The organism is Amycolatopsis sp. NPDC004378, from assembly GCF_053602455.1.
Genome location: NZ_JBSGDR010000005.1, coordinates 201,639 through 222,232, shown reverse-complemented (window position 1 = coordinate 222,232; position 20,594 = coordinate 201,639). Strand labels below are relative to the sequence as shown.

General features: G+C 71.5%; 23 protein-coding genes. 9 read left to right on the top strand and 14 right to left on the bottom strand.

From position 1 onward, the window contains the following. Positions 1-53: 53 nt before the first annotated feature. The 5 genes from ACWEN0_RS18655 to ACWEN0_RS18635 all read right to left on the bottom strand — a co-directional run bounded on the left by ACWEN0_RS18655 (position 54) and on the right by ACWEN0_RS18635 (position 3,021). The gene (locus ACWEN0_RS18655) at positions 54-638 is read right to left on the bottom strand and encodes a TetR/AcrR family transcriptional regulator (RefSeq protein ID WP_451974704.1); all 585 of its coding nucleotides are present in this window, start codon (positions 636-638) and stop codon (positions 54-56) included. A 100-nt stretch (positions 639-738) separates the two neighbouring features. Continuing rightward, positions 739-1,620 carry a factor-independent urate hydroxylase gene (gene pucL, locus ACWEN0_RS18650; RefSeq protein WP_451974702.1) on the bottom strand — a complete coding sequence of 294 codons (882 nt, stop codon included), beginning with the start codon at positions 1,618-1,620 and terminating at the stop codon, positions 739-741. Positions 1,621-1,623: 3 nt separating this feature from the next. Next, entirely contained in the window at positions 1,624-1,941 is a 318-nt protein-coding gene (uraH, locus tag ACWEN0_RS18645; RefSeq protein ID WP_451974700.1) for a hydroxyisourate hydrolase, read from the bottom strand. Beyond that, on the bottom strand, positions 1,938-2,417 hold the full coding sequence (uraD, locus tag ACWEN0_RS18640) for a 2-oxo-4-hydroxy-4-carboxy-5-ureidoimidazoline decarboxylase (RefSeq protein ID WP_451974698.1): 480 nt from the start codon (positions 2,415-2,417) through the stop codon (positions 1,938-1,940). The genes uraH and uraD overlap by 4 nt, the downstream gene beginning before the upstream one ends. 79 nt (positions 2,418-2,496) lie before the next feature. Continuing rightward, positions 2,497-3,021 carry a helix-turn-helix domain-containing protein gene (locus tag ACWEN0_RS18635; protein WP_451974696.1) on the bottom strand — a complete coding sequence of 175 codons (525 nt, stop codon included), beginning with the start codon at positions 3,019-3,021 and terminating at the stop codon, positions 2,497-2,499. A gap of 130 nt (positions 3,022-3,151) precedes the next feature. Here ACWEN0_RS18635 and allB point away from each other — a divergent pair, with 130 nt between their 5' ends. Continuing rightward, on the top strand, positions 3,152-4,480 hold the full coding sequence (gene allB, locus ACWEN0_RS18630) for an allantoinase AllB (RefSeq protein ID WP_451974694.1): 1,329 nt from the start codon (positions 3,152-3,154) through the stop codon (positions 4,478-4,480). A gap of 1 nt (position 4,481) precedes the next feature. Then, positions 4,482-5,495: an allantoicase gene (gene alc / locus ACWEN0_RS18625; protein ID WP_451974692.1), complete on the top strand. Its 1,014-nt coding sequence runs from the start codon at positions 4,482-4,484 to the stop codon at positions 5,493-5,495. A gap of 40 nt (positions 5,496-5,535) precedes the next feature. Here alc and ACWEN0_RS18620 read toward each other — a convergent pair whose 3' ends face one another. The 4 genes from ACWEN0_RS18620 to ACWEN0_RS18605 form a co-directional block, all read right to left on the bottom strand. Next, entirely contained in the window at positions 5,536-5,709 is a 174-nt protein-coding gene (locus ACWEN0_RS18620; RefSeq protein ID WP_451974690.1) for a hypothetical protein, read from the bottom strand. 332 nt (positions 5,710-6,041) lie between these two features. Further along, entirely contained in the window at positions 6,042-6,797 is a 756-nt protein-coding gene (locus ACWEN0_RS18615; RefSeq protein WP_451974688.1) for an MBL fold metallo-hydrolase, read from the bottom strand. A gap of 35 nt (positions 6,798-6,832) precedes the next feature. After that, the gene (locus tag ACWEN0_RS18610) at positions 6,833-7,309 is read right to left on the bottom strand and encodes a CoA-binding protein (protein WP_451974686.1); all 477 of its coding nucleotides are present in this window, start codon (positions 7,307-7,309) and stop codon (positions 6,833-6,835) included. After that, positions 7,306-8,592, bottom strand: a complete 1,287-nt coding sequence (locus ACWEN0_RS18605) for an O-acetylhomoserine aminocarboxypropyltransferase/cysteine synthase family protein (RefSeq protein WP_451974684.1) — start codon at positions 8,590-8,592, stop codon at positions 7,306-7,308. Before ACWEN0_RS18605 ends, ACWEN0_RS18610 begins: the two co-directional genes overlap by 4 nt. A gap of 278 nt (positions 8,593-8,870) precedes the next feature. Between ACWEN0_RS18605 and ACWEN0_RS18600 the strand changes: the two genes are divergently transcribed. The 4 genes from ACWEN0_RS18600 to ACWEN0_RS18585 all read left to right on the top strand — a co-directional run bounded on the left by ACWEN0_RS18600 (position 8,871) and on the right by ACWEN0_RS18585 (position 12,135). Continuing rightward, positions 8,871-9,398 (top strand): DUF3887 domain-containing protein, encoded by a 528-nt coding sequence (locus ACWEN0_RS18600; RefSeq protein ID WP_451974682.1) that lies wholly within the window; start codon positions 8,871-8,873, stop codon positions 9,396-9,398. Between the two features lie 20 nt (positions 9,399-9,418). Further along, positions 9,419-10,735: a serine hydrolase gene (locus ACWEN0_RS18595; protein ID WP_451974680.1), complete on the top strand. Its 1,317-nt coding sequence runs from the start codon at positions 9,419-9,421 to the stop codon at positions 10,733-10,735. Further along, the gene (locus ACWEN0_RS18590; protein ID WP_451974678.1) at positions 10,732-11,169 is read left to right on the top strand and encodes a VOC family protein; all 438 of its coding nucleotides are present in this window, start codon (positions 10,732-10,734) and stop codon (positions 11,167-11,169) included. Before ACWEN0_RS18595 ends, ACWEN0_RS18590 begins: the two co-directional genes overlap by 4 nt. A 108-nt stretch (positions 11,170-11,277) precedes the next feature. Continuing rightward, positions 11,278-12,135: a sigma-70 family RNA polymerase sigma factor gene (locus ACWEN0_RS18585; RefSeq protein ID WP_451974676.1), complete on the top strand. Its 858-nt coding sequence runs from the start codon at positions 11,278-11,280 to the stop codon at positions 12,133-12,135. Between the two features lie 6 nt (positions 12,136-12,141). Here ACWEN0_RS18585 and ACWEN0_RS18580 read toward each other — a convergent pair whose 3' ends face one another. Together ACWEN0_RS18580 and ACWEN0_RS18575 are read right to left on the bottom strand one after the other, a co-directional pair. Next, positions 12,142-12,852, bottom strand: coding sequence for a (2Fe-2S)-binding protein (locus ACWEN0_RS18580; RefSeq protein WP_451974674.1), 711 nt, complete (start codon positions 12,850-12,852; stop codon positions 12,142-12,144). 47 nt (positions 12,853-12,899) lie between these two features. Then, positions 12,900-13,748: a putative RNA methyltransferase gene (locus tag ACWEN0_RS18575; RefSeq protein ID WP_451974672.1), complete on the bottom strand. Its 849-nt coding sequence runs from the start codon at positions 13,746-13,748 to the stop codon at positions 12,900-12,902. A gap of 173 nt (positions 13,749-13,921) precedes the next feature. Between ACWEN0_RS18575 and ACWEN0_RS18570 the strand changes: the two genes are divergently transcribed. Genes ACWEN0_RS18570 through ACWEN0_RS18560 form a run of 3 tightly spaced genes read left to right on the top strand, consistent with a single transcriptional unit; the run spans position 13,922 to position 17,958 of the window. Further along, positions 13,922-15,304 carry an ammonium transporter gene (locus tag ACWEN0_RS18570; RefSeq protein ID WP_451974670.1) on the top strand — a complete coding sequence of 461 codons (1,383 nt, stop codon included), beginning with the start codon at positions 13,922-13,924 and terminating at the stop codon, positions 15,302-15,304. Continuing rightward, positions 15,301-15,639 carry a P-II family nitrogen regulator gene (locus tag ACWEN0_RS18565; RefSeq protein ID WP_072480971.1) on the top strand — a complete coding sequence of 113 codons (339 nt, stop codon included), beginning with the start codon at positions 15,301-15,303 and terminating at the stop codon, positions 15,637-15,639. The genes ACWEN0_RS18570 and ACWEN0_RS18565 overlap by 4 nt, the downstream gene beginning before the upstream one ends. Positions 15,640-15,648: 9 nt before the next feature. After that, complete coding sequence (locus ACWEN0_RS18560) at positions 15,649-17,958, top strand: [protein-PII] uridylyltransferase (RefSeq protein WP_451974668.1); 2,310 nt, start codon at positions 15,649-15,651, stop codon at positions 17,956-17,958. Here the strand turns inward: ACWEN0_RS18560 and ACWEN0_RS18555 are convergent. From ACWEN0_RS18555 to ACWEN0_RS18545, 3 genes are read right to left on the bottom strand one after another with little or no spacing between them, the layout of a single operon-like run. Continuing rightward, complete coding sequence (locus ACWEN0_RS18555) at positions 17,955-19,286, bottom strand: FAD-dependent oxidoreductase (RefSeq protein ID WP_451974666.1); 1,332 nt, start codon at positions 19,284-19,286, stop codon at positions 17,955-17,957. The genes ACWEN0_RS18560 and ACWEN0_RS18555 overlap by 4 nt on opposite strands. Further along, complete coding sequence (locus tag ACWEN0_RS18550) at positions 19,279-19,941, bottom strand: VC0807 family protein (RefSeq protein WP_451974664.1); 663 nt, start codon at positions 19,939-19,941, stop codon at positions 19,279-19,281. The genes ACWEN0_RS18555 and ACWEN0_RS18550 overlap by 8 nt, the downstream gene beginning before the upstream one ends. Next, entirely contained in the window at positions 19,938-20,540 is a 603-nt protein-coding gene (locus ACWEN0_RS18545) for a TetR/AcrR family transcriptional regulator (protein WP_451974662.1), read from the bottom strand. Before ACWEN0_RS18545 ends, ACWEN0_RS18550 begins: the two co-directional genes overlap by 4 nt. Positions 20,541-20,594 lie beyond the last annotated feature (54 nt).

The window sequence follows — 20,594 nt, the reverse complement described above, 5'->3', positions numbered from 1 at the left end:
GTCCGCTGCTGGTCGGTCAAGCGCCATCTTGAGTATTCTTGTTGGATTCCCGACTAAAGTTGTGTGTTTTCTTGAAGCAGTCGCCGGGCGACGTCGACGGTCGCGGCCCCGGCGACGGCCATGGCTTCGGTGTCCCGCAGCGACCGGCAGAGGACGAAGGCGCCCTCGAGGTTGTTGACGGCGGTGATGGTCAAGGTCCGCGCGGCGTCCTTCGAGAGGCCGAACTTGCCGAACTTCTCGGTCCCGGCGTCGATCCAGGCGGTGAAGACGTCGGCGGTGGCTTTCCGCAGCGGCTCGTTGGTCGAGGCGACCTCGAGCGCGACGGTCGCGATCGGGCAGCCTTCGACGTAGTCGGTGGCCTCGAGCGTGGCGATCCCGGCGGCGAAGAAAGTCTCGATCCCGCTGACGACGTTCGGGGCGGGCGCGATGAAGAGGTCGAAGAGCTGGATGTAGGCGAGCCCGGAAGTCCGGATGACCTCTTCGCCGAGCTGCTCCTTGCCCCCGGGGAAGAAGTGGTAGAGCGACCCGAAGGGCGCACTCGCCTCGGCGACGATCTGCTTCAACCCGGTCCCGGTGTAGCCGTTGCGCCGGAACAGTTCCGCGCCGGCGGCCATGATGCGTTCCTTGGTCCCTGCCACGGATCCACGATACGCCGCACTCTGTAGAACGTTCTATCAACTGGCCGGCTTGTCCACAGCATGGCCGTGATGTGGACAAGCCGGCACCGGCGGGCCTCGGTCAGTGGATGTCCCAGGCCGGACCCGCGTCCTCGGCGTCGTCGCGCAGGATCGTGCCCTCGATCAGTCCGTACGGCCGGTCGGCGGCGTAGAACACCTCGTTGTCGTTCTTCAGCCCGAACGGGCTCAGGTCCACCAGGAAGTGGTGCTTGTTCGGCAGCGAAAGCCGTACCTCGGCGACCTCTTCGCGAGCCTTCAGCACCGCCTCGCCCATCGCATACAGCGTCTGCTGCAGCGAAAGACTGTGCTTCGTCGCGAAGGTTTCCAGCATCAGGCGCCGGACCTCGCGGTGGCTCTCCGCCCAGTCGATGCCCTCGCCCTGGTAACGCCACCGCGCCGTCACCGCCGTGGCGAGGATCCGGTCGTCGGTCTCGGCGAGCGTCGTGTACTGGTCGCGCGGGAAGCCGTGGAACTCCGAGCCGGTCGACTTCAGCAGCGTCAGGCCGTCGATGCCGGACACGACCCACTCCCGGCCGTTCTGGATCGTCACGGCCGTCGTGCGCCGTTCGTCGCCGGAGCGGCTGAACGCGTGGTCGTGCGGCTCGCCGCCGACGGTGATCCGGTCCCAGCCGTGCTCCTCGATCTTGACGCGCGCGCCGGTGATGTTCCCCTGCGTGCCGGTGAAGTGCCGGGCCAGGCGCAGTGCGAAGTCCTCGATTTCACCGACCGGCGCCTCTTTCGCGAAGGCGTACACGGTGTTCTTCTGCGTGTCGGTCGCGAGCACGCCGGCGTTGTCGCCGGTGAGGTGCGTCGCGGCCAGTTCGCCGCGCAACGACGTCGACACGGTGAGGTCCTTCAGGTGGTGCACGGGGCCGTCGCGGCGCACCGAAACCAGGCGGACCTCCGCCTTGCCGTACTGGTTGGGGCCCAGGGTGATGGCCACGGTTCAGCTCCCTCGGTAGGTCGAATAGGCGAACGGGCTGAGCAGGAGCGGCACGTGGTGGTGCGCGGTGCCGTCGGCAATCCGGAAAGTGAGCGCGACTTCCGGGAAGAACGCGTCCGGGCCCAGGTAAGCACCGGTGTCGAAGACCAGGCGGTAGACACCGGGGTCCAGGGTTTCGGGGCCGAGGTCGCGGATCCGGCCGTCGTCGTCGGTGCGCCCGTCGGCGATCGGCTTGCCCTCGCCGGTCTCGAACCGGACGGCGATCCCGGCCGCGGGGCGGCCCTTCGCCGTGTCGAGCACGTGGGTGGTCACGAGACTCACGCGGTCACCGCCTTGGCGAGCCGGAGTTCGGCGATCTTCAGGAGTTCTCGCCCGGCGACCGCCAGTTCGGTCGCGGGATCGTTGTCCAGGCGGCTCTCGAGGATCTTCAACAGTTCCTCCCCGCTGCGACCGCTGGCGCAGACCAGGTAGACGTGCCCGAACTTGGCTTCGTACTCGGCGTTCGCGGCGGCGAACGCGTCGGCGTTGTCCACACCGGACTGTTCGCTCCGGGACCAGTCGCCTTCGGTGCCCGCCTGTTTCGGCTTTTCGCCGATCCGGGGGTGCGCGGCCATGGCCTGGCGGATCTCGTCGCTGCTCAAGGGCAGGTCGGCGGCGGCCTGCAGCGCGCCGAGGCTCGCGTAGGGCCGGTGGTCGAGGATCGCGTCCACCCAGCGGGGAACGGCGAGGCAGGCGGTCAGCGCCGGACGCACCTCGGTGGCGTCGGCGGCGTTGAAGTCGGTGAGGGTGAGCGGCACGGGGAACTCCTCGTGAGTGGCGTCCCGCTGACCGTACGTCGACGCCGGAGTTCCGTCAACATTTTGTTGAAAGGCCTGGTCAGTCCGCTTCGCGGTTGAGGTAGTTGTAGACCGTGAACCGCGTGACGCCCAGCGCGTCGGCCACCGAGGAGACGGATTTCCGCAGGCCGAAGGCTCCGCGTTCCCGCAGGAGCCGGACGGCGCGCTGCTTCCCGGGACGGTCGAGCTCCCCGAGGTCGGCACCCAGTTCGCGCTCGACGTCGGCGATGAGCCGGGCCAGGGCGTCGTTGAGTTCGACGACGGTCTTCGGCGAGCCGGCCTTCGCGGCGTCCGGCGGTTTCGGATCGGCGGCTTCGGCCTTGTCCGCACCGGCTCGGCGCACCTGCAGCGTCACCTGCGTCGCGCCACCTTCGAGTGCCGCCTTCGCGATGGCCGGGATGGCGTCGAGCAGGGCCTTCGCCTCGCCCCTCGCGAGGGTCCCGAGCGGCCCGAAGTCCGTCTCCAGCCCCGCTTCCGCGGCGGCGTCGCGCGCGGCGAGCGCGTGCTCGGGCGGCGAACCCTCGCCGTGGAACGGTTCGCTGGTGAACTCCGCTTCAAGCCGCACGAGGATGACCGTAACGCGCCGCGTCCGTCGTTGACGAGCGGCGCGCGCCGTGGTTACTGTCGTTGTGCGAAACCGTCTTTCCGTACTGCGAAATCGGCGGTGGTCATTCCTCCCGGAGAAGGGGTTTCGGATGGATCTTGTGGTGCGCGCGGCCCGAGCCGTCACGGCCGAGGGCGAAGTTCCGGCGACCCTCGGCGTCGACGGCGGCCGGATCGTCGCGGTCGAGCCCGGCGGCGCTTCGCTGTCCGGTGACCGCGAAATCGACCTCGGCGACGACGTCGTGCTGCTGCCGGGGCTCGTCGACACGCACGTCCACGTCAACGACCCCGGCCGCGCCGAGTGGGAGGGCTTCGAGACGGCGACCCGCGCGGCCGCCGCCGGCGGCGTGACCACGATCGTGGACATGCCGCTCAACAGCCTGCCGCCGACGGTCGACGTCGCCGCGCTGGAGGTCAAGCGCAAGGCGGCGACCGGCCGGGTGCACGTCGACGTCGGTTTCTGGGGCGGCGCCATCCCGGGCAACGTCGCGGACCTGCGCGGCCTGCACGACGCCGGCGTGTTCGGCTTCAAGTGCTTCCTGCTGCACTCGGGTGTCGACGAGTTCCCGCCGCTCGACCCGGCGGGGCTCGACGAAGCGTTGCGGGAGCTGAGTTCCTTCGACGCGCTGATGATCGTCCACGCCGAAGATGCGCACGAGATCGACGAAGCGCCGGAGCCGCACGGCGGACGCTATGTCGACTTCCTGCGGTCCCGGCCGGGCGCGGCCGAGAACCTCGCGATCACGCACGTCATCGACGCCGCCCGCCGCAACGACGCGCGGGCGCACATCCTGCACCTGTCCTCGGCGGAAGCCCTGCCGCTGGTCGCCGCCGCGCGCCGCGACGGCGTCGCGCTGACGGCCGAGACGTGCCCGCACTACCTCAGCTTCATCGCGGAGGAAATCCGCGACGGCGCGACGCAGTTCAAGTGCTGCCCGCCGATCCGCGAGGCGGCCAACCGCGAACTGCTCTGGCAGGGACTCGCCGACGGCGTGATCGACACCGTCGTCAGCGACCACTCGCCGTGCACGCCGGAGCTGAAACGCTTCGACAGCGGCGACTTCGGCCTCGCGTGGGGCGGGATCTCCAGTCTCCAGCTGGGGCTCCCGGCGATCTGGACGCAGGCGCGGCAACGCGGGTTCGCGCTCACCGACGTCGTCCGCTGGATGGCCGAGCGGCCGGCCGCCCAGGCCGGGATGCGCCGCAAGGGCCACTTGGCGGAAGGCTACGACGCCGACTTCTGCGTCTTCGCGCCGGACGAGGCGTTCGTCGTCGACGTCGCGAAACTGAAGCACCGCAACCCGGTCAGCGCCTACGACCGCCGCCCGCTCGCCGGCGTCGTGCGCTCGACGTGGTTGCGGGGCACCGAAATCACCGGCGACGAGCCACACGGCGCGTTGCTGACCCGGGGGGACTGCTGAAATGGAGGCTGCCTTGTCCGACCGTCCTGAGTGGACCGAACTGCCCGACCTCGCGTCACGCCGCTTCGGCGGGACGGTGATGTGGGCGACCGACGAGCTGTTCGCCGAGAAGGAGAACCTGGTCAACCCGTGGACGCCGGCGCACCGCGCCGAGACGTTCGGCCCGAAGGGCCAGGTCTACGACGGCTGGGAGACCCGCCGCCACCGCGAGCCGGGCGACGACCAGGCCGTGGTGCGGCTCGGCCTGGCCGGCACGGTCACCGGCGTCATCGTCGACACGGCGTTCTTCAAGGGCAACTACCCGCCGTTCGTCTCGGTCGAGGCGGCCTCGGTGCCGGGCTACCCGTCGGCGGCGGAGCTGGCGTCGGCGGACTGGGACACCCTGGTCGACCACGCCCCGGCGGCCGGTCACACGGAGAACTTCTACGCGGTCAACGGTTCCCGCCGCTACACGCACGTCCGGTTGACGCAGCACCCCGACGGCGGTGTCGCGCGTCTTCGCGTGCACGGCGCGCCGATCCCGGACCCGGAGCTGCTGGACATGGACGCCCTCGACCTGGCGGCGCTGGAGAACGGCGCGCTGGTCACGGGCTGCAGCAACAGGTTCTATTCGTCGCCGAACAACATTCTTTCGCCGGGCTTGGCGGCCCACCAGGCGGAGGGCTGGGAGACCGCCCGCCGCCGCGACGACGGCAACGACTGGGTGACGCTGCGCCTGGCCGGCGCGGGCATCGTCCGCTTCGCCGAGCTGGACACGAGCAACCTCAAGGGCAACGCACCGGGCTGGGCGTCGGTGAGCGGCCGCGACACGTACGGCGAGTGGGTCGACCTGCTGCCGAAGACCCGCCTGCAGCCGGACACCCGCCACCGTTTCGCCCTGAAGGACGGCCCGGAGGTGACGGAGGCCCGGTTGGACATCTACCCGGACGGCGGCCTGGCCAGGCTGCGGCTGTTCGGCCGCCTCACCGAAGCGGGCCGGACGAACCTGAAGGCCCGGTTCTCGAAGACGCGCTGAAGCCGCCCGCGAGCCGCCGTCCCCACCAGGCGGCTCGCGGTCAGCCCGCGTCCGGACGGTTCAGGTAAGCGGAGGCCAGCGACAGCACGCACGCGCAGCCGACGATCGCACTGACCCACCACGGCAACCCGGCCACGATGCTCCAGACAAAGCCCGCCGCCGCCAAGAGGGCGACAAGAAGGTTCCGGAACTGCAGCGGAGTGGGTTTGGCCATGCGGCCAGCCTCTCACGGCCGAGCCGAGGCCTGCCGCCCGCTCCCGAGTTGCGGCCGGTGCCGCCTGAGTCGCTGGGCGCCGCCTGCTCGCGGGTGGTGGTCGGCTTCGCCTGAGTCGCTGGGCGCCGCCTGCTCGCGGGTGGTGGTCGGCTTCGCCCGAGTCGCTGGGCTCGGCCCGCTCCCGGGGCCGGATACGCCTGAATCGCCCGACACCGCTCGCCGAATCCATCGCCGCCCGTTCCGTCTGGTTCCCGGGTCGCGGTCGAGTGCGTTCGCTCGTGTCGGACTTGCGCCAACCAGTCGGTGCCACTCCCGCGAGCGCCGGGCTGGCGTCAGACCTCCGCGCGCTCGCCGGGCTCCAGTAGCACCAGACGGTCGGCAAGGCCCGCCGTCTCGAACTCCTTGCGCAAGGTGTCCGGGCCCTCGCTGAAGTGCTGCCAACCGCGGAAGTGCAGCGGTACCACCTTCGGCACGCCCAGCACCTTCGCCGCTTCGACGGCGTTCGCGCTGGTCAGCGTCAGAGGAGCGCCGTCGAAGAGCGCCGTCCGGGCGGCGCCCGCGAACAGCACCGCGATGTCCACGCGGAACCGCGACGCGATCTCCCGCACCAGGTCGACCGACGCGTTGTCGCCGCTGACGTACACCGTTGGCAGGTCGTCGCCCGTGAGGACGAAGCCGGTGACCTCGCCGGTTGTCGGCTCCGCGCCCTCCGGTCCGTGCAGTGCCGGGACGGCGGTGACCGTCAGCGGACCGACGCTCGCCTCCTCCCACGGCCGCAGGCCCCGCGCCGTCCCGCCCAGCCGTTCGGCTCCGCTGGGCGTGACCAGCGTCAGCGGCACCGCCCCCAGGTAGGCGCGACCGCGGTCGTCGAGGTTGTCGGGGTGCTGGTCGTGGGACAGCAGCACGGCGTCCACCACCCCGACCGCGTCCTCGGTCAGCACCGAGTCTTCGGTCTTGACCAGCACACGCTCGCCGATCGAGTGATCGCCCGGCGCGTCGAAGGTCGGGTCGGTGAGCAGCCGGACGCCGCCCAGTTCGAGCAGCGCGGTCGGGCCGCCGGACAGAGTGATCCCCAGGTTCTCGGTCATACTCCGGCCAACAGCGGGATCGGACCGTCTCTTCCCTAGGGTGCCGACTGCCTCCGGGAGCTGATCACGCCGGTGTTGAACCCGGCCAAATGGAGCCCGCCGGCGAAGCGCGCGTGTTCGATCTTCACGCACCGGTTCATCACGACGTCCAGCCCGGCTTCCCGCGCCCGGTCGGCCACCGGCTCGTGCCACAACCCCAGCTGCAGCCACAGCGTTCGCGCGCCGGCGTCGATCACCTCTTCGGCCACCTGAGGCAGGTCGTCGTGCTTCCGGAAGACGCTGACCAGATCCGGTTCACCCGGGACGTCCTTCAAGGAGGCGTACACCGGTTTCCCGAACAGCGTGTCCAGCCGCGGGTTGACGAAGTTGACTTCGTAGCGCGTCGACGAGAGCAGGTACGTCGCCACGAAATAGCTCGGCCTCGCCGGATTGGCCGACGCACCCACCAGCGTCACCGACTTGGTCCGGTTGAGGATCGCACGCCGCTCGACGGCACCGGCCGCGTAGGTCATCCGGCCACCGCCTTGCCCAGTGCCTGGTCGAGATCCCAGAGGATGTCGTCCACGTCCTCGAGCCCGACCGACAGCCGGATCAGGTCGGGACCCACGCCCGCGGCCGCGAGCTGGTCCTCCGACAGCTGGGCGTGCGTGGTCGAAGCCGGGTGGATCACGAGGGTCCGCGCGTCGCCGACGTTCGCCAGGTGCGACAACAGCTCCACCGATTCGACGAACTTCTCGCCCGCCGCCCGCCCGCCGTCGATGCCGAACGAGAACACCGCCCCGGGGCCCGCGGGCAGGTACTTCTTCGCCAGGTCGTGGTGCGGGTGCGAAGGCAGGCCGGCGTAGGACACCCAGGCCACCCGTGGGTCGGATTCGAGGTACTCGGCGACCGCCCGGGCGTTGGCCACGTGCGCTTCCATCCGTTGCGGGAGCGTCTCGACCCCCTGCAGCAGCAGGAAAGCCGAGTGGGGCGACAGCACCGCGCCGATGTCCCGCAGCTGTTCGGCGCGCAACCGCGTGCAGAACGCGTACTCGCCGAAGTTCTCCCAGTACCTGAGGCCGCCGTAGCTCTCGACGGTCTCGGTCATCCGCGGGAACTTCCCGTTGCCCCAGTCGAACTTCCCGGACTCGACGACGATCCCGCCGAGTGTCGTCCCGTGCCCGCCGAGGAACTTCGTCGCCGAGTGCAGCACGATGTCGGCACCGTGCTCGATCGGCCGGCAGAGGTAGGGCGTTGCCAGCGTCGCGTCCACCACCAGCGGGATGTCGTGGGAGTGCGCGAGATCCGCCAGCGCCGCGAGGTCGGCGATCCCGCCGCCGGGGTTGCCGATCACCTCGGTGTAGAGCAGCCGGGTCCGGTCGGTGACTGCCGCCGCGTAGTCGTCGATGCCGCCGCTGACGAACGTGGTTTCCACGCCGAACCGCTTGAGCGTGCCGGTGAGCTGGGTGACCGTGCCGCCGTAGAGGCCGCTCGCCGACACGATGTGGTCGCCCGCCTCGGTGAGCGCGCTGAAAGTGAGGAATTCCGCGGCCTGCCCGCTCGCGGTGGCGACTCCGCCGATGGCGCCTTCGAGGCTGGCGATCCGCTCCTCGAACGCGGCCACGGTCGGGTTCCCGATGCGGCTGTAGATGTTGCCGTACTTCTGCAGCGCGAACAGGTTGGCCGCGTCGGCCGCGTCCTCGAAGACGAAGCTCGTGGTCTGGTAGATCGGCACGGCCCGCGCGCCGGTCGCCGGGTCGGGGGTGCCGCCCGCGTGCAGGGCGCGGGTGCGGAAGCCCCAGGTGCGTTCACTCATCGGTCCTCACCGTAACCGTCCTCCCCTTCGCATGGCCACGCCTCCCAGGTCGTGGGCGAGGCCATTTCGTGCTGTCCACGTTAGCACGATTTGAAATTCCGTGCGCTACACTCGAAAGCATGAAATGTGCTGCCTGTGGCAAGCCGCTGCCACCTCGGCGCGGAGCTGGTCGAAACCGCCAGTACTGCGACGCAACCTGTCGGAGCGCCGCCCGTCGGCAGCGAGCGCACGTAAAGAATGACTTGACAACCGGGCCGCGTCAATCCAATCTTGACGTCGTGCCGGGAGGTCCTTTGGTCGCGGTCGGCGAAGCGCTGCGGAAAGTCCGCGACGCGGAGGCGACGCTGCGGGACGCCGTGGACGCGGCCAGGGCCGCCGGGCACACGTGGCAGGAGATCGGTGACCTGCTCGGCACCAGCCGGCAGGCCGCCTTCCAGCGGTTCGGCCGGCCGGTCGACCCGGCGACGGGAGTGCCGATGACGGAGCTGAAGCCGCCGGACGCGATCCACCGCGCCGAGGGGCTCGTGGCGGAGCTGGTCGGCTGTCAGTGGCACGAGGTGCGCCGGGACTTCGACGACCGGATGCAAGCCGCGGTCGGCGAGGACGAGCTGCGGCTCGCCTGGGCCCAGGTCGCCGGAGCGGTCGGCCGTTACGAAGGGATGGGCGAGCCGTACGCGCGGTCCACGGGCGACTACACCGTCGTCCACATGCCGCTGGCCTTCGAGGCCGGCGAGCGGACCGTCCAGGTGACCTACCGCGAGAACGGCCAGGTGGTCGGGCTCTGGATCCGGCCGCCCGAACAGTAGGCGCGACACCAGGGGGAACCATGACGACAGGGGGAAAGATGAAGACGGCGATAGCGGGCGTGCTCGTGGTCCTCGCACCGCTGGTGGCTCCGGCCGCCCAAGCGGCCGAAGTGCCCACGGCGACGCAGCAGCTCGAGTGGGTGGTCGACGCGACCGGGCGGGTCCCGGTGTCCGATGCCGAGGTACGCGGACACGTCGCCCAGGTCTTCCTGACCGCGGTGGGCGGCACAGCGGGCGTCAACGGCGCGCTGACCCAGCTCGGCCGGCTCGAGGTGAAACGGGTCGTCACCGAGGCGCCGGACCACGTCGAGGCCGCCGTCCACGGGACCGTCGACGACTACCTGCTCGACCTCCACGTCGACCAGGCCGGGCTGATCGACGGGCTCAAAGCGAGCCCGGACGACCCGGTCCCGGCCTCCTGGCAGGAGCTCGACACCCAGCTGGCGGCGCTCGGTGGCCGCGTGTCGTTCGGCGCGTCGGAAATCCTGCCGGACGGGCGCTGTCGTGACGTGCACGGCGTGCGCGACGACGTGCAACGGCCGCTGGGGTCGGCGTTCAAGCTCTACGTGCTGGGAGCGCTCGGCAAGGCGGTCGCCGAGCACAAGGCGTCCTGGACCGAGCAGCTGGCGATCCGCGACGACTGGAAGAGCCTGCCGTCCGGGGTGCTGCAGAACGAACCGGCCGGCACGCGGCTCCCGCTGTCGACGTACGCCGACAAGATGATCTCGATCAGCGACAACACCGCGACCGACCACCTGATCCACCGGCTCGGCCGCGACACCGTGCAGCGGCAGCTCACGGCGTTCGGCAACCAGCGGCCGTCGGCGAACATCCCGTTCCTGACGACGAAGGCGTTGTTCGAGCTCAAGGCCACGCAGTACCCGGCTCGCGCCGACGCTTACCTGGCGCTGCCCCGATGGGCTCGGCCCGCGGCGCTCGCCGGCCTGGAGCGGCTGCCGCTCACCGGTCTCACCTCCTGGCAGGCACCCGAGAAGATCGACGACCTCGAGTGGTTCGGTTCGCCGGACGACATCTGCCGTGCGTTCTCCGGGTTGCAGAAGGAGAACCAGCCGGAGATCGGGCATGCGCTGTCGCTCAACGACGGCGGCCTGGGGCTCGACCGGGCGAGGTTCCCGGAGGTCTGGTTCAAGGGCGGCAGTGAACCCGGCGTGCTGACCTTGAACTACCTGGCGCGCACGGCGGACGGCCGCTCGCTGGTCACCAGTGTGATGGTGTCGGATCCGGCCGCTCCGTTGAACGAGAGCCACGTCGCGGCCCGGGGAATCGCCGTCGCGAAGGGTGCGGTGGCGCTTCTCGCGGCTACGCTTCGTCCGTGACGGTGCGGTGGAGCCTGACGATCGATTGCGCGGATCCCCGCGCGCTGGCGAGGTTCTGGGCGGTGGCCCTCGGCTACATCGAACGGCCGCCGCCCGCCGGCTTCGCGACCTGGGAGGCCTGGTTCGTGCACCACGAGGTGCCCGAGGAGGAATGGGACGACGGCGCCTACCTGAGCGATCCGGAAGGCGTGCTGCCGAACCTGAGCTTCCTCAAGGTGCCCGAGGCCAAGGTCGTGAAGAACCGCCTCCACCTCGACGTCCAGGCCGGCGGCGGCCGGGAGGTCCCGTGGGAGACGCGGTGGGAGCGGGTCGTCGAAGCGGTCGCCCGGCTCACCGCGGCGGGTGCCACGGTGGTGCGGGAGTACGAGCTGGACGGCCGTCCGGACCACATCGTGATGGCGGACCCGGGCGGCAACGAGTTCTGCGTGCTCTGAGCCGCCGGCCCGGATGATCGAGATCACTCGCGACGTCGGGTGTTCCGGTCACATCGGCCGCCGCTGTGGGGTCTACTGCTCTGACTGCGGCGGAAGGAACGGGACACGGTGGACACGCTGACCGGGCGGTTCGAGCAGGAGCGGCCGCGGCTGCGTGCGGTGGCCTACCGGATGCTCGGCTCGGCGAGCGAGGCCGACGACGCGGTCCAGGAGGCCTGGCTGCGCTTCGACCGCACCGACATGGGCGAGGTCGAGAACGTCGGCGCGTGGCTGACCACCGTCGTCGCGCGGGTGTGCCTGTCGATGCTCCGGACGCGTCGCAACCACCGCGAGGAGCCTCTCGACGGCCGGCCCGAGCCGGGCGAGGAGCGCCGGGACCCCGAGGAGGAGGCCGAGCTGGCCGACTCGGTCGGACTGGCGCTGCTGGTGGTGCTCGACACGCTGGCGCCGGCGGAGCGGGTCGCGTTCGTGCTGCACGACATGTTCGCCGTGCCGTTCGACGAAATCGCGCCGATGCTCGACCGGACCCCGGCCGCGGCGCGGCAGCTCGCGAGCCGCGCCCGGCGCCGGGTCAAGGGCGGCGCCGCGACGGACGCGGACCTGCCGAGGCGGCGGAAGGTCGTCGAGGCCTTCCTGGCGGCGTCGCGCGGTGGCGACTTCGAGGCGCTGCTCGCCCTGCTCGATCCGGAGGTGGTGCTGCACGCCGACCGGTTCGTCGGTCCCAGTCCGGCGCCGGTCGTGCTGCGCGGCGTCGAGAACGTGCGCAAGGGCGCGGTGCTGGCCTCCGAACGGGCCCGCACGAGCGAGCTGGCGCTCGTCGACGGCTCGCCGGGGCTGCTCTGGGTGCGCGACGGCCGGTTGTCGGTCGTCTTGGCGTTCCAGGTCGACGGCGACCGGATCAGCGGCATCGACGTCATCGCCGACCCCGAGCGGCTGCGGGGGCTGGAGCTGGCCGTCCTCGACTGAGCCGGGTCAGCCCAAGGCGGCGCGCAGCCGGGCTTCACGTTCGGCGGGGGTCTGGCGCGGGCAGCTCACGCACTTCGGGTTGCCGACTTCGTAGATCAGGCAGCACGACGCCCGGCGTACGGCGGGCGTCCGGCCGACGTGCACGAAGCGCGGCTTCGGCAGACCCAGACCGATCGCGGCCACGAGTGGTTCGGCGAGCGCCATGGCCCGCTCGGGGTCGGGCGTCCACAGCAGCCGGTTGCCGATCGAGTCGGTGGCAATGGCGCCGAGCGCCCGTTCACGCGCCCCGGTGACGGCGGCGATCGTCGTGATGGCGGCACCGAGTGCCTTGCCGAACGCGGCGGCGAGCTCGGGCAGCCCGCCCGACAGGCGCCGGGTGGACCGGGCGCCGAGGAAGCGGCCGTCGGCCACGAGGTCGAGTTCCATGGCGTCCAGCGACGGGTCCGCGAGCGCGGCCAGGTCGCTCGGAGCAGGCGCCGCGGCGTCCGGCGGCGGTTCACCAGGCGGTGTGAAACCGCCGCCAGTCAAGGCAGGCGCCGCGGCCACGAGGCTTTCCACCGCCGGAGCGACGAGGACCGACGAGAGCGAGTACCACCAGATCGTGCCGAGGACCTCCGGTGGGGCGCAGCCGTAGAGCTTGGCCGCGCCGCCGATGCGGGCGCGTACCCACTCCGCGTCCGCGAGCAGGGTCGCCGGGGCGGTCCAGTCGGGCTTCACCTGTCCCAGCCTTCCAGACCCCGTAGAACAAGACCGGGGACAGGCCGTCAGAGGCGCCGGTAGGTGGAGACCGAAAAAGACACCGTCACGGTCTGGGGCTCGCGCAGCGCGTCGAGGCGTGCTCGACGGTTGCCGCGGTCCAGGTGGAAGGCCGTCGGGCCCATCTCCACCGCCTTGCGGACCTGCGCGGGCGTCAGCGACGCCGTGCGCCGGATCTCCGTGCGGCCCGTCCGGGCGAAGTACTCGCCGAGGGTGCCGTCCAGGCGCTCCTCCTTGCGCTCGTCCACCGCCAGGACCAGGTCGCCCAGCTCGGCGAGGTGGTCCGGGGCCGGGGCGGCGACCACGAGCAGGCCGCCCGGGGCCAGCACGCGGTGGAACTCCGGGCCGTTGCGCGGCGCGAAGACGTTCAGCACCACCGACGCCACCTCGTCGCCCACCGGCCACGGCTCCCACAGGTTCCACACCGCCGCGCCCAGGCGGGCGTGCGCGCGGGCCGCGCGGCGCAGTGCGACCGCCGAGACGTCCAGTGCGAGGCCGTACGCTCCGGAAGCCTCCAGGACGTGGGCCAGGTAGTAGCCCGTTCCGGCGCCCGCGTCGATCACCAGGCTGTCGGCTTCCGCGCACACCCGGGCCAGCTCGTCCGCCAGCGGGCGGTACGCGCCCGACGCCAGGAAGTCCGCGCGGGCCGCGACCATCGGGGCCGTGTCCGCCGTTCCGGCCGGGATTCGCGCGTGCAACAGGTTCACGTACCCCTGGCGGGCTAGATCGAACGAGTGGCGGTTTTCGCAACGCAGCGTGCGCTCGACCGCCTTCAGTGGCGCTGCGCACACCGAACAGCGCAACGCGGCCACGACCGGGGGTAGCAGTGGGTCATTCCCGTGGTCGGTCGAGGTCATGGGGATATTCGACCACGACGTAACGCAACCGGACACTCCGGTACACGCCCCGGGAAACGTGGCCGTAACAACGGGGTGCGGACAGTTCACGCGGGCGAAACCTCGCACGCCGCCCCGTGAAACACCGCGCGCCAAAACTGCCATCGCACAGACCCAGGGCACGGGAGGACGATGTGCTGAACGCAGGAGACACCGCATGGGTACTGGCCAGCGCCGCGCTGGTCATGCTCATGACACCGGGATTGGCCTTCTTCTACGGCGGTATGGTCCGCGCGAAGAGCGTCCTGAACATGCTGATGATGAACTTCATCGCGCTGGCCGTGGTGGGGGTGCTGTGGGCGCTGTACGGCTTCTCGATGTCGTTCGGCGACGACGCCTTCGGCGGGCTGGTCGGTAATTTCCACTTCGCCGGTCTCGGCGACTCGATCGGCAAGCTGGTCGGTCTCGCGACGGCCGCCAGCGGCTCGTCGCCTGCGGTCGCGTGGCCGGGCTCCGACGCGCTGCCGGTGCTCGCGTTCGTCATGTTCCAGCTGATGTTCGCCATCATCACGCCCGCGCTGATCTCCGGCGCCATCGCCGACCGCGCGAAGTTCTGGGGCTGGACGCTGTTCGTCGTCATCTGGGTGACGGTCGTGTACTTCCCGGTCGCGCACTGGGTGTTCTCGTTCGACGGCTTCACGGGCGCGGACTTCAGCGGCGGCTGGATCGCCAACAAGCTCAAGGCGTTCGACTTCGCCGGTGGTACGGCGGTCCACATCAACGCCGGTGCGGCGGGTCTCGCGCTGGCGATCGTGCTCGGCAAGCGCAAGGGCTGGCCGAAGGACACCGGCCGCCCGCACAACGTGCCGTTCGTGCTGCTCGGCGCGAGCCTGCTGTGGTTCGGCTGGTACGGCTTCAACGCCGGCTCCGCGCTGGCCGCCAACGACCTCGCGGCCGTCGCGTTCACCAACACGACCGTCGCCACCGCCGCCGCCGTGCTCGGCTGGCTGATCGTGGAGCAGCTCAAGTTCGGCAAGCCGACCACGCTCGGCGCCGCGTCCGGCGCGGTCGCCGGCCTGGTCGCGATCACCCCGGCGTGTGGTTTCGTGAGCCCGCTCGGGGCCATCGCCATCGGCGTCATCGCCGGTGCGGTCTGCGCGCTGGCCATCTCGCTCAAGTTCAAGTTCGGCTTCGACGACTCGCTCGACGTCGTCGGCGTCCACCTGGTCGGCGGCATCGTCGGCACCCTGCTCATCGGCTTCTTCGCCACGACCGACGCCAACAGCGCGGGCGGCAACGGCCTCTTCTACGGCGGTGGCTGGAGCCAGCTGGTCAAGCAGGCGGCGGCAGCCGGTGCGGTACTCGCGTACTCGTTCGTCCTGTCCTTCATCATCGCCTTCGTGATCAAGAAGGCGGGCGGCTTCCGCGTCAGCACCGAGGACGAGGTCGCCGGCATCGACGAGGCGCAGCACGCGGAGAGCGCGTACGACTTCACCGGGTTGTCCGGCGGTGGCGCACCGTCCACCATTCCGGTCAAGACCGCTCCGGCCGCGAAACTCGAGGAGAGCAAGGCATGAAGCTCATCACGGCGATTGTCAAGCCGTTCACGCTCGACGACGTCCGCTCCGCGCTGGAGCAGCTGGGCGTGCTGGGCATGACGGTCAGCGAGGTCCAGGGCTACGGCCGGCAGAAGGGCCACACCGAGGTCTACCGCGGTGCCGAGTACTCGGTCGACTTCGTGGCCAAGCTGAAGATCGAGGTCGTCACCGACGACACCAACGTGGAGAAGGTCCTCGAGGCCGTCACCACCGCCGCGCACACCGGCAAGATCGGTGACGGCAAGGTGTGGGTGACGCCGGTCGAGACGGTCATCCGGGTACGGACCGGTGAGCGCGGCACGGACGCTCTATAGGCGTCCGGGATGGCCGACGGGGGCGAACTGGTCAAGGCCACCGAGCGACTGCTCGAGGGCAGGCACGGGAGGCTGGGGGCGTCCGCACTGCGGGCGGCCCTGGTCGACCTCTACGAGTTCTGGCTGGGCAGGGGAGCCTCGGCGGCCGGCGTCGACACCGCGGAACCGGGTGTCGCGCTGGTCGCCGTGGGCGGGCTCGGCCGCCGGGAGCTGGTGCCGTTCTCCGATCTCGACCTGCTGCTGGTGCACAACGGCAACAGCGGCGTCGGCGAGATCGCGGACGCGCTCTGGTATCCCTTGTGGGACGCGAAAGTCGGGCTCGACCACTCGGTGCGCACGCCCGGCGAAGCGCTGAAGGTCGCTTCGGAGGACCTTCGCACCGCGATGGGCTTGCTCGACGCCCGGCACCTCGCCGGGGACGCCGAGCTGTCGAGCCGGCTGGTCTCCGCGGCGCGGGACCAGTGGCGCCGCACGGCGCGCAAGCAGCTGCCCGACCTGACGGCGTCGGTCCGGCAGCGCTGGACCCGCAGCGGGGAGATCGCGCAGTCCGCCGAACCCGACCTGAAGCACGGCCGGGGTGGGTTGCGGGACTTCGCCGTCCTGGAAGCATTGGCCGCGGCACAGCTCACCGCTCGCCCCGGCGAAGAACTCCTTGATGCGAAAGGGCTTCTGCTCGACGTCCGCACCGAGCTGCGGCGCGAGATCCGGCGCGAACGGGACGTCCTGGCCGCGCCGGAGGCCGAGCTGGTCGCCGCCGAACTCGGCTTCGGCGACCGGTTCACGTTGGCGCGCAAACTGTCCGGCGCGGGCCGCACCATCGCGTACGCGCTGGACGTCGCGCTCCGGTCCACTGTGGAGCCGCCGAAGCCGCGGTTCGGGCGACGGCCGTCGCGGACCCCGCTCGCGGAAGGCGTCGTCCTGCACGGGAACGAGGTCGCGCTGGCCCGCGACGCCGTCCCGGCGAAGGACCCCGCGCTGCTGCTGCGGGTGGCCGCGGCGTCGGCCCGCACCGGCAAGCCGATCGCGCTCGGCACGCTCAGGGCACTGGCCGAATCGGCACCCGAGCTGCGGGCGCCGTGGCCGCCGGAGGCGTTGAACGCGCTGGTCGAGCTGCTGGGCGCGGGGGAGGGACTGGTCGACGCGGTCGAGTCGCTCGACCGGACGGGGCTGTGGGCCCGGCTGTTCCCCGAGTGGGGCGCGGTCCGCGACCTGCCGCCGCGCTCGCCGGTGCACCAGTGGACGGTCGACCGGCATCTCGTGCGCACCTGCGTCGAGGCCGCGAAACTGACCACCACGGTGTCGCGGCCGGACCTGCTGCTGATCGGCGCGCTGCTGCACGACATCGGCAAGGGCCGCGACGTCGACCACTCCGAGCTGGGCGCCAAGATCTCCGCCCAGGTCGCGACGCGGCTCGGCCTGAGCCCGGCGGACGCGGGCACGGTGTCGGCGGTCGTCCGCCACCACCTGCTGCTGCCGCACACCGCGACGCGCCGCGACATCAGCGAGCCGGAAACGGTGGCGCGGGTGGTGAAGACCCTGGACAGCGACATCGTCCTGGTCGAGCTGCTGCACGCGCTCACGCAGGCGGACTCGCTGGCCACCGGCCCCGGCGTCTGGACGGACTGGAAGGCGCGGCTGCTCGCCGAGCTCGTCACCGGCTGCGAGGAAGTCCTGCGCGGCAAGGGGTTCACCGCGCCGGAGCCGATGAACGACGAACAGCGCGAGCTCGTCGCGCAGGCCGTGGCCTCGGGCACCGGCGAGATCCGGATCAGCGCGCACGGCAAGGTCGTCACGGTCCTGCTGGCCGTGCCGGCCCGCGCGGAACTGCTCGCCCCGGCGGCGGGCGTGCTGGCGCTGAACTCCCTGGAGGTGCACTCGGCGGTCCTGCGCGGCCACGACGGCGGACGCGCGGGCGTCTTCACCGCGTCCCCGAAGTTCGGCTCCCTGCCGGACGCGACGCTCCTGCGCGAGCAGTTCGCCCGCGCGGTCGCCGGCACTCTGCCGTTGACGCAGCGCCTGGCGGCGAAGGAACGCGACTACGGCTCGCCCGACGCGGTCGCGCCGAAGGTCCTCTGGTTCGACGACGAGACGAGCGGCCCCGACACGGTGGTCCTCGAGCTGCGTGCCGCCGACCGGATCGGCCTGCTGTTCCGGGTCGCCGGGGCGCTGCGCCGCTGCGAGGCGGAGGTCCGCTGGGCGAAGGTGTCGACGCTGGGCGGTGCCGTCGTGGACTCCTTCGCCGTGACACCCCGCAGCGGCCGGATCGAGCCGGGGTGGCGGCGCGAGGTGGAGCAGGCGATCCTGGCCGCGGCTTCCTAGGCGGGCGCGCCGAGCCACCGGTGGAGTGCATCTTCCAGGCCCGGTCCGCCCGCCCACGCGACGTATCCGTCGGGCCGGACGAGCCGAGGTGCCGCCCCCTCGCGGCCCTCGACCCGGCCGGCCCACCCGGCGGGCACGGACGTGCCGACCAGGACCGCGCGGCCGTCGGGGCTCGCCGGGACGTCGGTGGCACGCCCCGTCGTTCCCGGGTACGTCACCCCGAGACCGGAGAGCTCCGAGGCGACGGCGCGGCGGGCTTCGGGGACCGCCAGCAGCCCCGTGACGACCTCCCGGACGGCCGCCGCGTCCGGGTCCGGGACGCCGAGCACCGCCTGTGCGCGGGTGCTGACCAGCACGCGCGCCGCGACCGGGTGGCGCTCGTCGTGGTAACTGTCGAGCAGGTCGCTCGGCGCCGTGCCGCGGACCGTCGCGGCCAGCTTCCAGCCGAGGTTCGCCGCGTCCTGCAGGCCCAGGTTGAGGCCCTGGCCACCCACCGGGAGGTGGACGTGCGCGGCGTCACCGGCGAACAGCACCCGGCCGTGCCGGTACCGCTCGAGCTGCCGGGCCGCGTCGCCGAAGCGCGACGCCCACAGCACCTCGCCGACGAGCAGCTCCGGTCCGTGCGCCGCGGTCAGGGCGCGCTGCAGCTCGTCGGCGCCGACCGGTTCGTCGCGGCCGAGCCGTTGCTGCTCCTCGCCGTAGACGATCGTGCGGTAGCGGCCTCCGGACAGCGGCAGCAGGTAGCCCGACGCCGACGACGGCAGCTGCCAGGCCTCGGCGAGCCCGGCGGGCTTGGCGGACAGGGTGATGTCGGCGACGACCAAGGAGATCCGCGCCGCGCTGCCGGGGAACGCGGCGCCCAGCAGCGCCCGGACCGTGCTGTGCCCGCCATCGGCGGCGACGAGCCAGCCGGCCCGGTGCTCGCGCCCGCCCGCGGTGACGGTGACGCCCTCGTCGTCCTGGGCCACCGCCGTGACGGCCGCGTCGCGCAGCACCGGGGTCCGCAGCCGCGCCTCGATCGCCGCCGCGACGTGGGCCTGCTCGACGCCGAGCTGGTACGGGAACGGCGTCGGCAGGTCGGCGTAGTCGATCGGGAGGCCCGAGAAGTGCCCGGCGGGCAGCCTCGCCTGGACGTGCGGCTCGATCGCGGCGAGCAGGCCGCGGTCGGCCAGCACCTCGACCGACCGCGGCTGCAGGCCGAGCGCCTTCGACTGTGCCGGCGGCTCGGCGTCCCGCTCCAGGACCAGCACGTCGAGCCCGGCGCGTTCCAGCTCGAACGCGGTCAGCAGGCCGGTCGGGCCCGCGCCCGCGACCAGGACGTCAGGCATCGAGGTTCTCCTTGCGGAGGTACCAGACGTGCCAGGCGATCAGGACGGCCAGCGCACCGAACCACGCGAGGTTGGTGACCAGCGCGATGAGGTCGATCGGCAGGGTGTAGACGAGCACGACGTGCACCACCGCACTGCCCAGCAGCACCGCGCCCCAGGCGGCCGTGTTGATCCGCAGGCCGCGGCGGAACCGGGCGTCGGTGTCCCAGCGGCCCGCCCACGCCTCCGCCCCTTCGGCGCCGCGCTTGACCTCGGCGATGGTGCGGCCCAGCGTCAGCTGCGCGGGCCGGCCGACGAACACCGTGACCAGCATCCACGCGCCGAACAGGCCACCGAGCGCCGCTGTCCAGCCTTCGCGGATCACCAGCGTGCGCGGGTCGTCGGAGAGCAGGCCGAGCACCACCGACAGCACCAGGACGCTCAGCGTGACCAGGGCGACGAGGTCGACCTTGCGGGTGCGCGCGATGGTCCACAGCACGTACGGCGCGGCCACCAGGACACCCGCCATCAGCGCCCACCACTGGCTCACGCCGGCGATGCGCAGGCCGTAGAACAGCGCCATCGGCACGACCACTTCGAACACGACGTTCAGCACGTTGGCGCGGACGACCCGGCGCAGGCCGGCGTCGGGTTCGGACTTCTGCTCGATCATCATGCGGTTCCCCCAGTGGATTCCGGTGCGGTCGCCCGCACGTACAGGTCGGCGAGCTCACGGCCGATGCGCGTGAGCTCGGTGGGCGCCAGCCCGGCGGCGGCCGCCGTGGCGACGACGGCGTCGAGGCCGGCGGTGAAGGCGAGCGCCGTGGTCCGGGCGTCGAGCGGGCCGAACGCGCCCGCCGCCTGCCCGGTCCGGAAGTGCTCTTCGAACAGCGCGAGCCGCCCGTTGACGCTCGCGCTCTGCGAGCCGGCGTTCTTCACCAGGTCGATCAGCGCCCGGACCTCGGCGGGGTGCTCCCCGACGAGGTCGACGTTCGATTCGACGTAGGCGCGCAGCTGCGCGACGTGGCCGACGGCCGCGTCGATGCGGGGCTGCATGTACGCCCCGGTGATCTCTTCGATCTCGGTGACGCAGGCCGCGAGCAGGTCGTCCTTGCCGGCGAAGTGGTAGCTGATCATGCCGGTGCTCGACAGGCCCGCCTGCTTCGCGATCCGGCTGAAGGACGCCTTCGCGTACCCGGCCTCGGCGATCACGGCGATCGCCGCTCGCACGATCTGTGCTCGGCGGCCGGACTCGGTGAAGGTTCTTGCTCGCATGAGCAAAATTTAGCTCAGCCGAGCAAAAATGACAAGTCACCTGGTCAAGGGCGG

Excerpts from the sequence above, each read along its gene's own strand:
- allB (WP_451974694.1), top strand. The coding sequence starts at position 3,152 with ATGGATCTTGTGGTGCGCGCGGCCCGAGCCGTCACGGCCGAGGGCGAA.
- alc (WP_451974692.1), top strand. The coding sequence starts at position 4,482 with ATGGAGGCTGCCTTGTCCGACCGTCCTGAGTGGACCGAACTGCCCGAC.
- ACWEN0_RS18620 (WP_451974690.1), bottom strand. The coding sequence starts at position 5,709 with ATGGCCAAACCCACTCCGCTGCAGTTCCGGAACCTTCTTGTCGCCCTC.
- ACWEN0_RS18615 (WP_451974688.1), bottom strand. The coding sequence starts at position 6,797 with ATGACCGAGAACCTGGGGATCACTCTGTCCGGCGGCCCGACCGCGCTG.
- ACWEN0_RS18610 (WP_451974686.1), bottom strand. The coding sequence starts at position 7,309 with ATGACCTACGCGGCCGGTGCCGTCGAGCGGCGTGCGATCCTCAACCGG.
- ACWEN0_RS18605 (WP_451974684.1), bottom strand. The coding sequence starts at position 8,592 with ATGAGTGAACGCACCTGGGGCTTCCGCACCCGCGCCCTGCACGCGGGC.
- ACWEN0_RS18595 (WP_451974680.1), top strand. The coding sequence starts at position 9,419 with ATGACGACAGGGGGAAAGATGAAGACGGCGATAGCGGGCGTGCTCGTG.
- ACWEN0_RS18575 (WP_451974672.1), bottom strand. The coding sequence starts at position 13,748 with ATGACCTCGACCGACCACGGGAATGACCCACTGCTACCCCCGGTCGTG.
- ACWEN0_RS18565 (WP_072480971.1), top strand. The coding sequence starts at position 15,301 with ATGAAGCTCATCACGGCGATTGTCAAGCCGTTCACGCTCGACGACGTC.
- ACWEN0_RS18560 (WP_451974668.1), top strand. The coding sequence starts at position 15,649 with ATGGCCGACGGGGGCGAACTGGTCAAGGCCACCGAGCGACTGCTCGAG.
- ACWEN0_RS18555 (WP_451974666.1), bottom strand. The coding sequence starts at position 19,286 with ATGCCTGACGTCCTGGTCGCGGGCGCGGGCCCGACCGGCCTGCTGACC.
- ACWEN0_RS18550 (WP_451974664.1), bottom strand. The coding sequence starts at position 19,941 with ATGATGATCGAGCAGAAGTCCGAACCCGACGCCGGCCTGCGCCGGGTC.
- ACWEN0_RS18545 (WP_451974662.1), bottom strand. The coding sequence starts at position 20,540 with ATGCGAGCAAGAACCTTCACCGAGTCCGGCCGCCGAGCACAGATCGTG.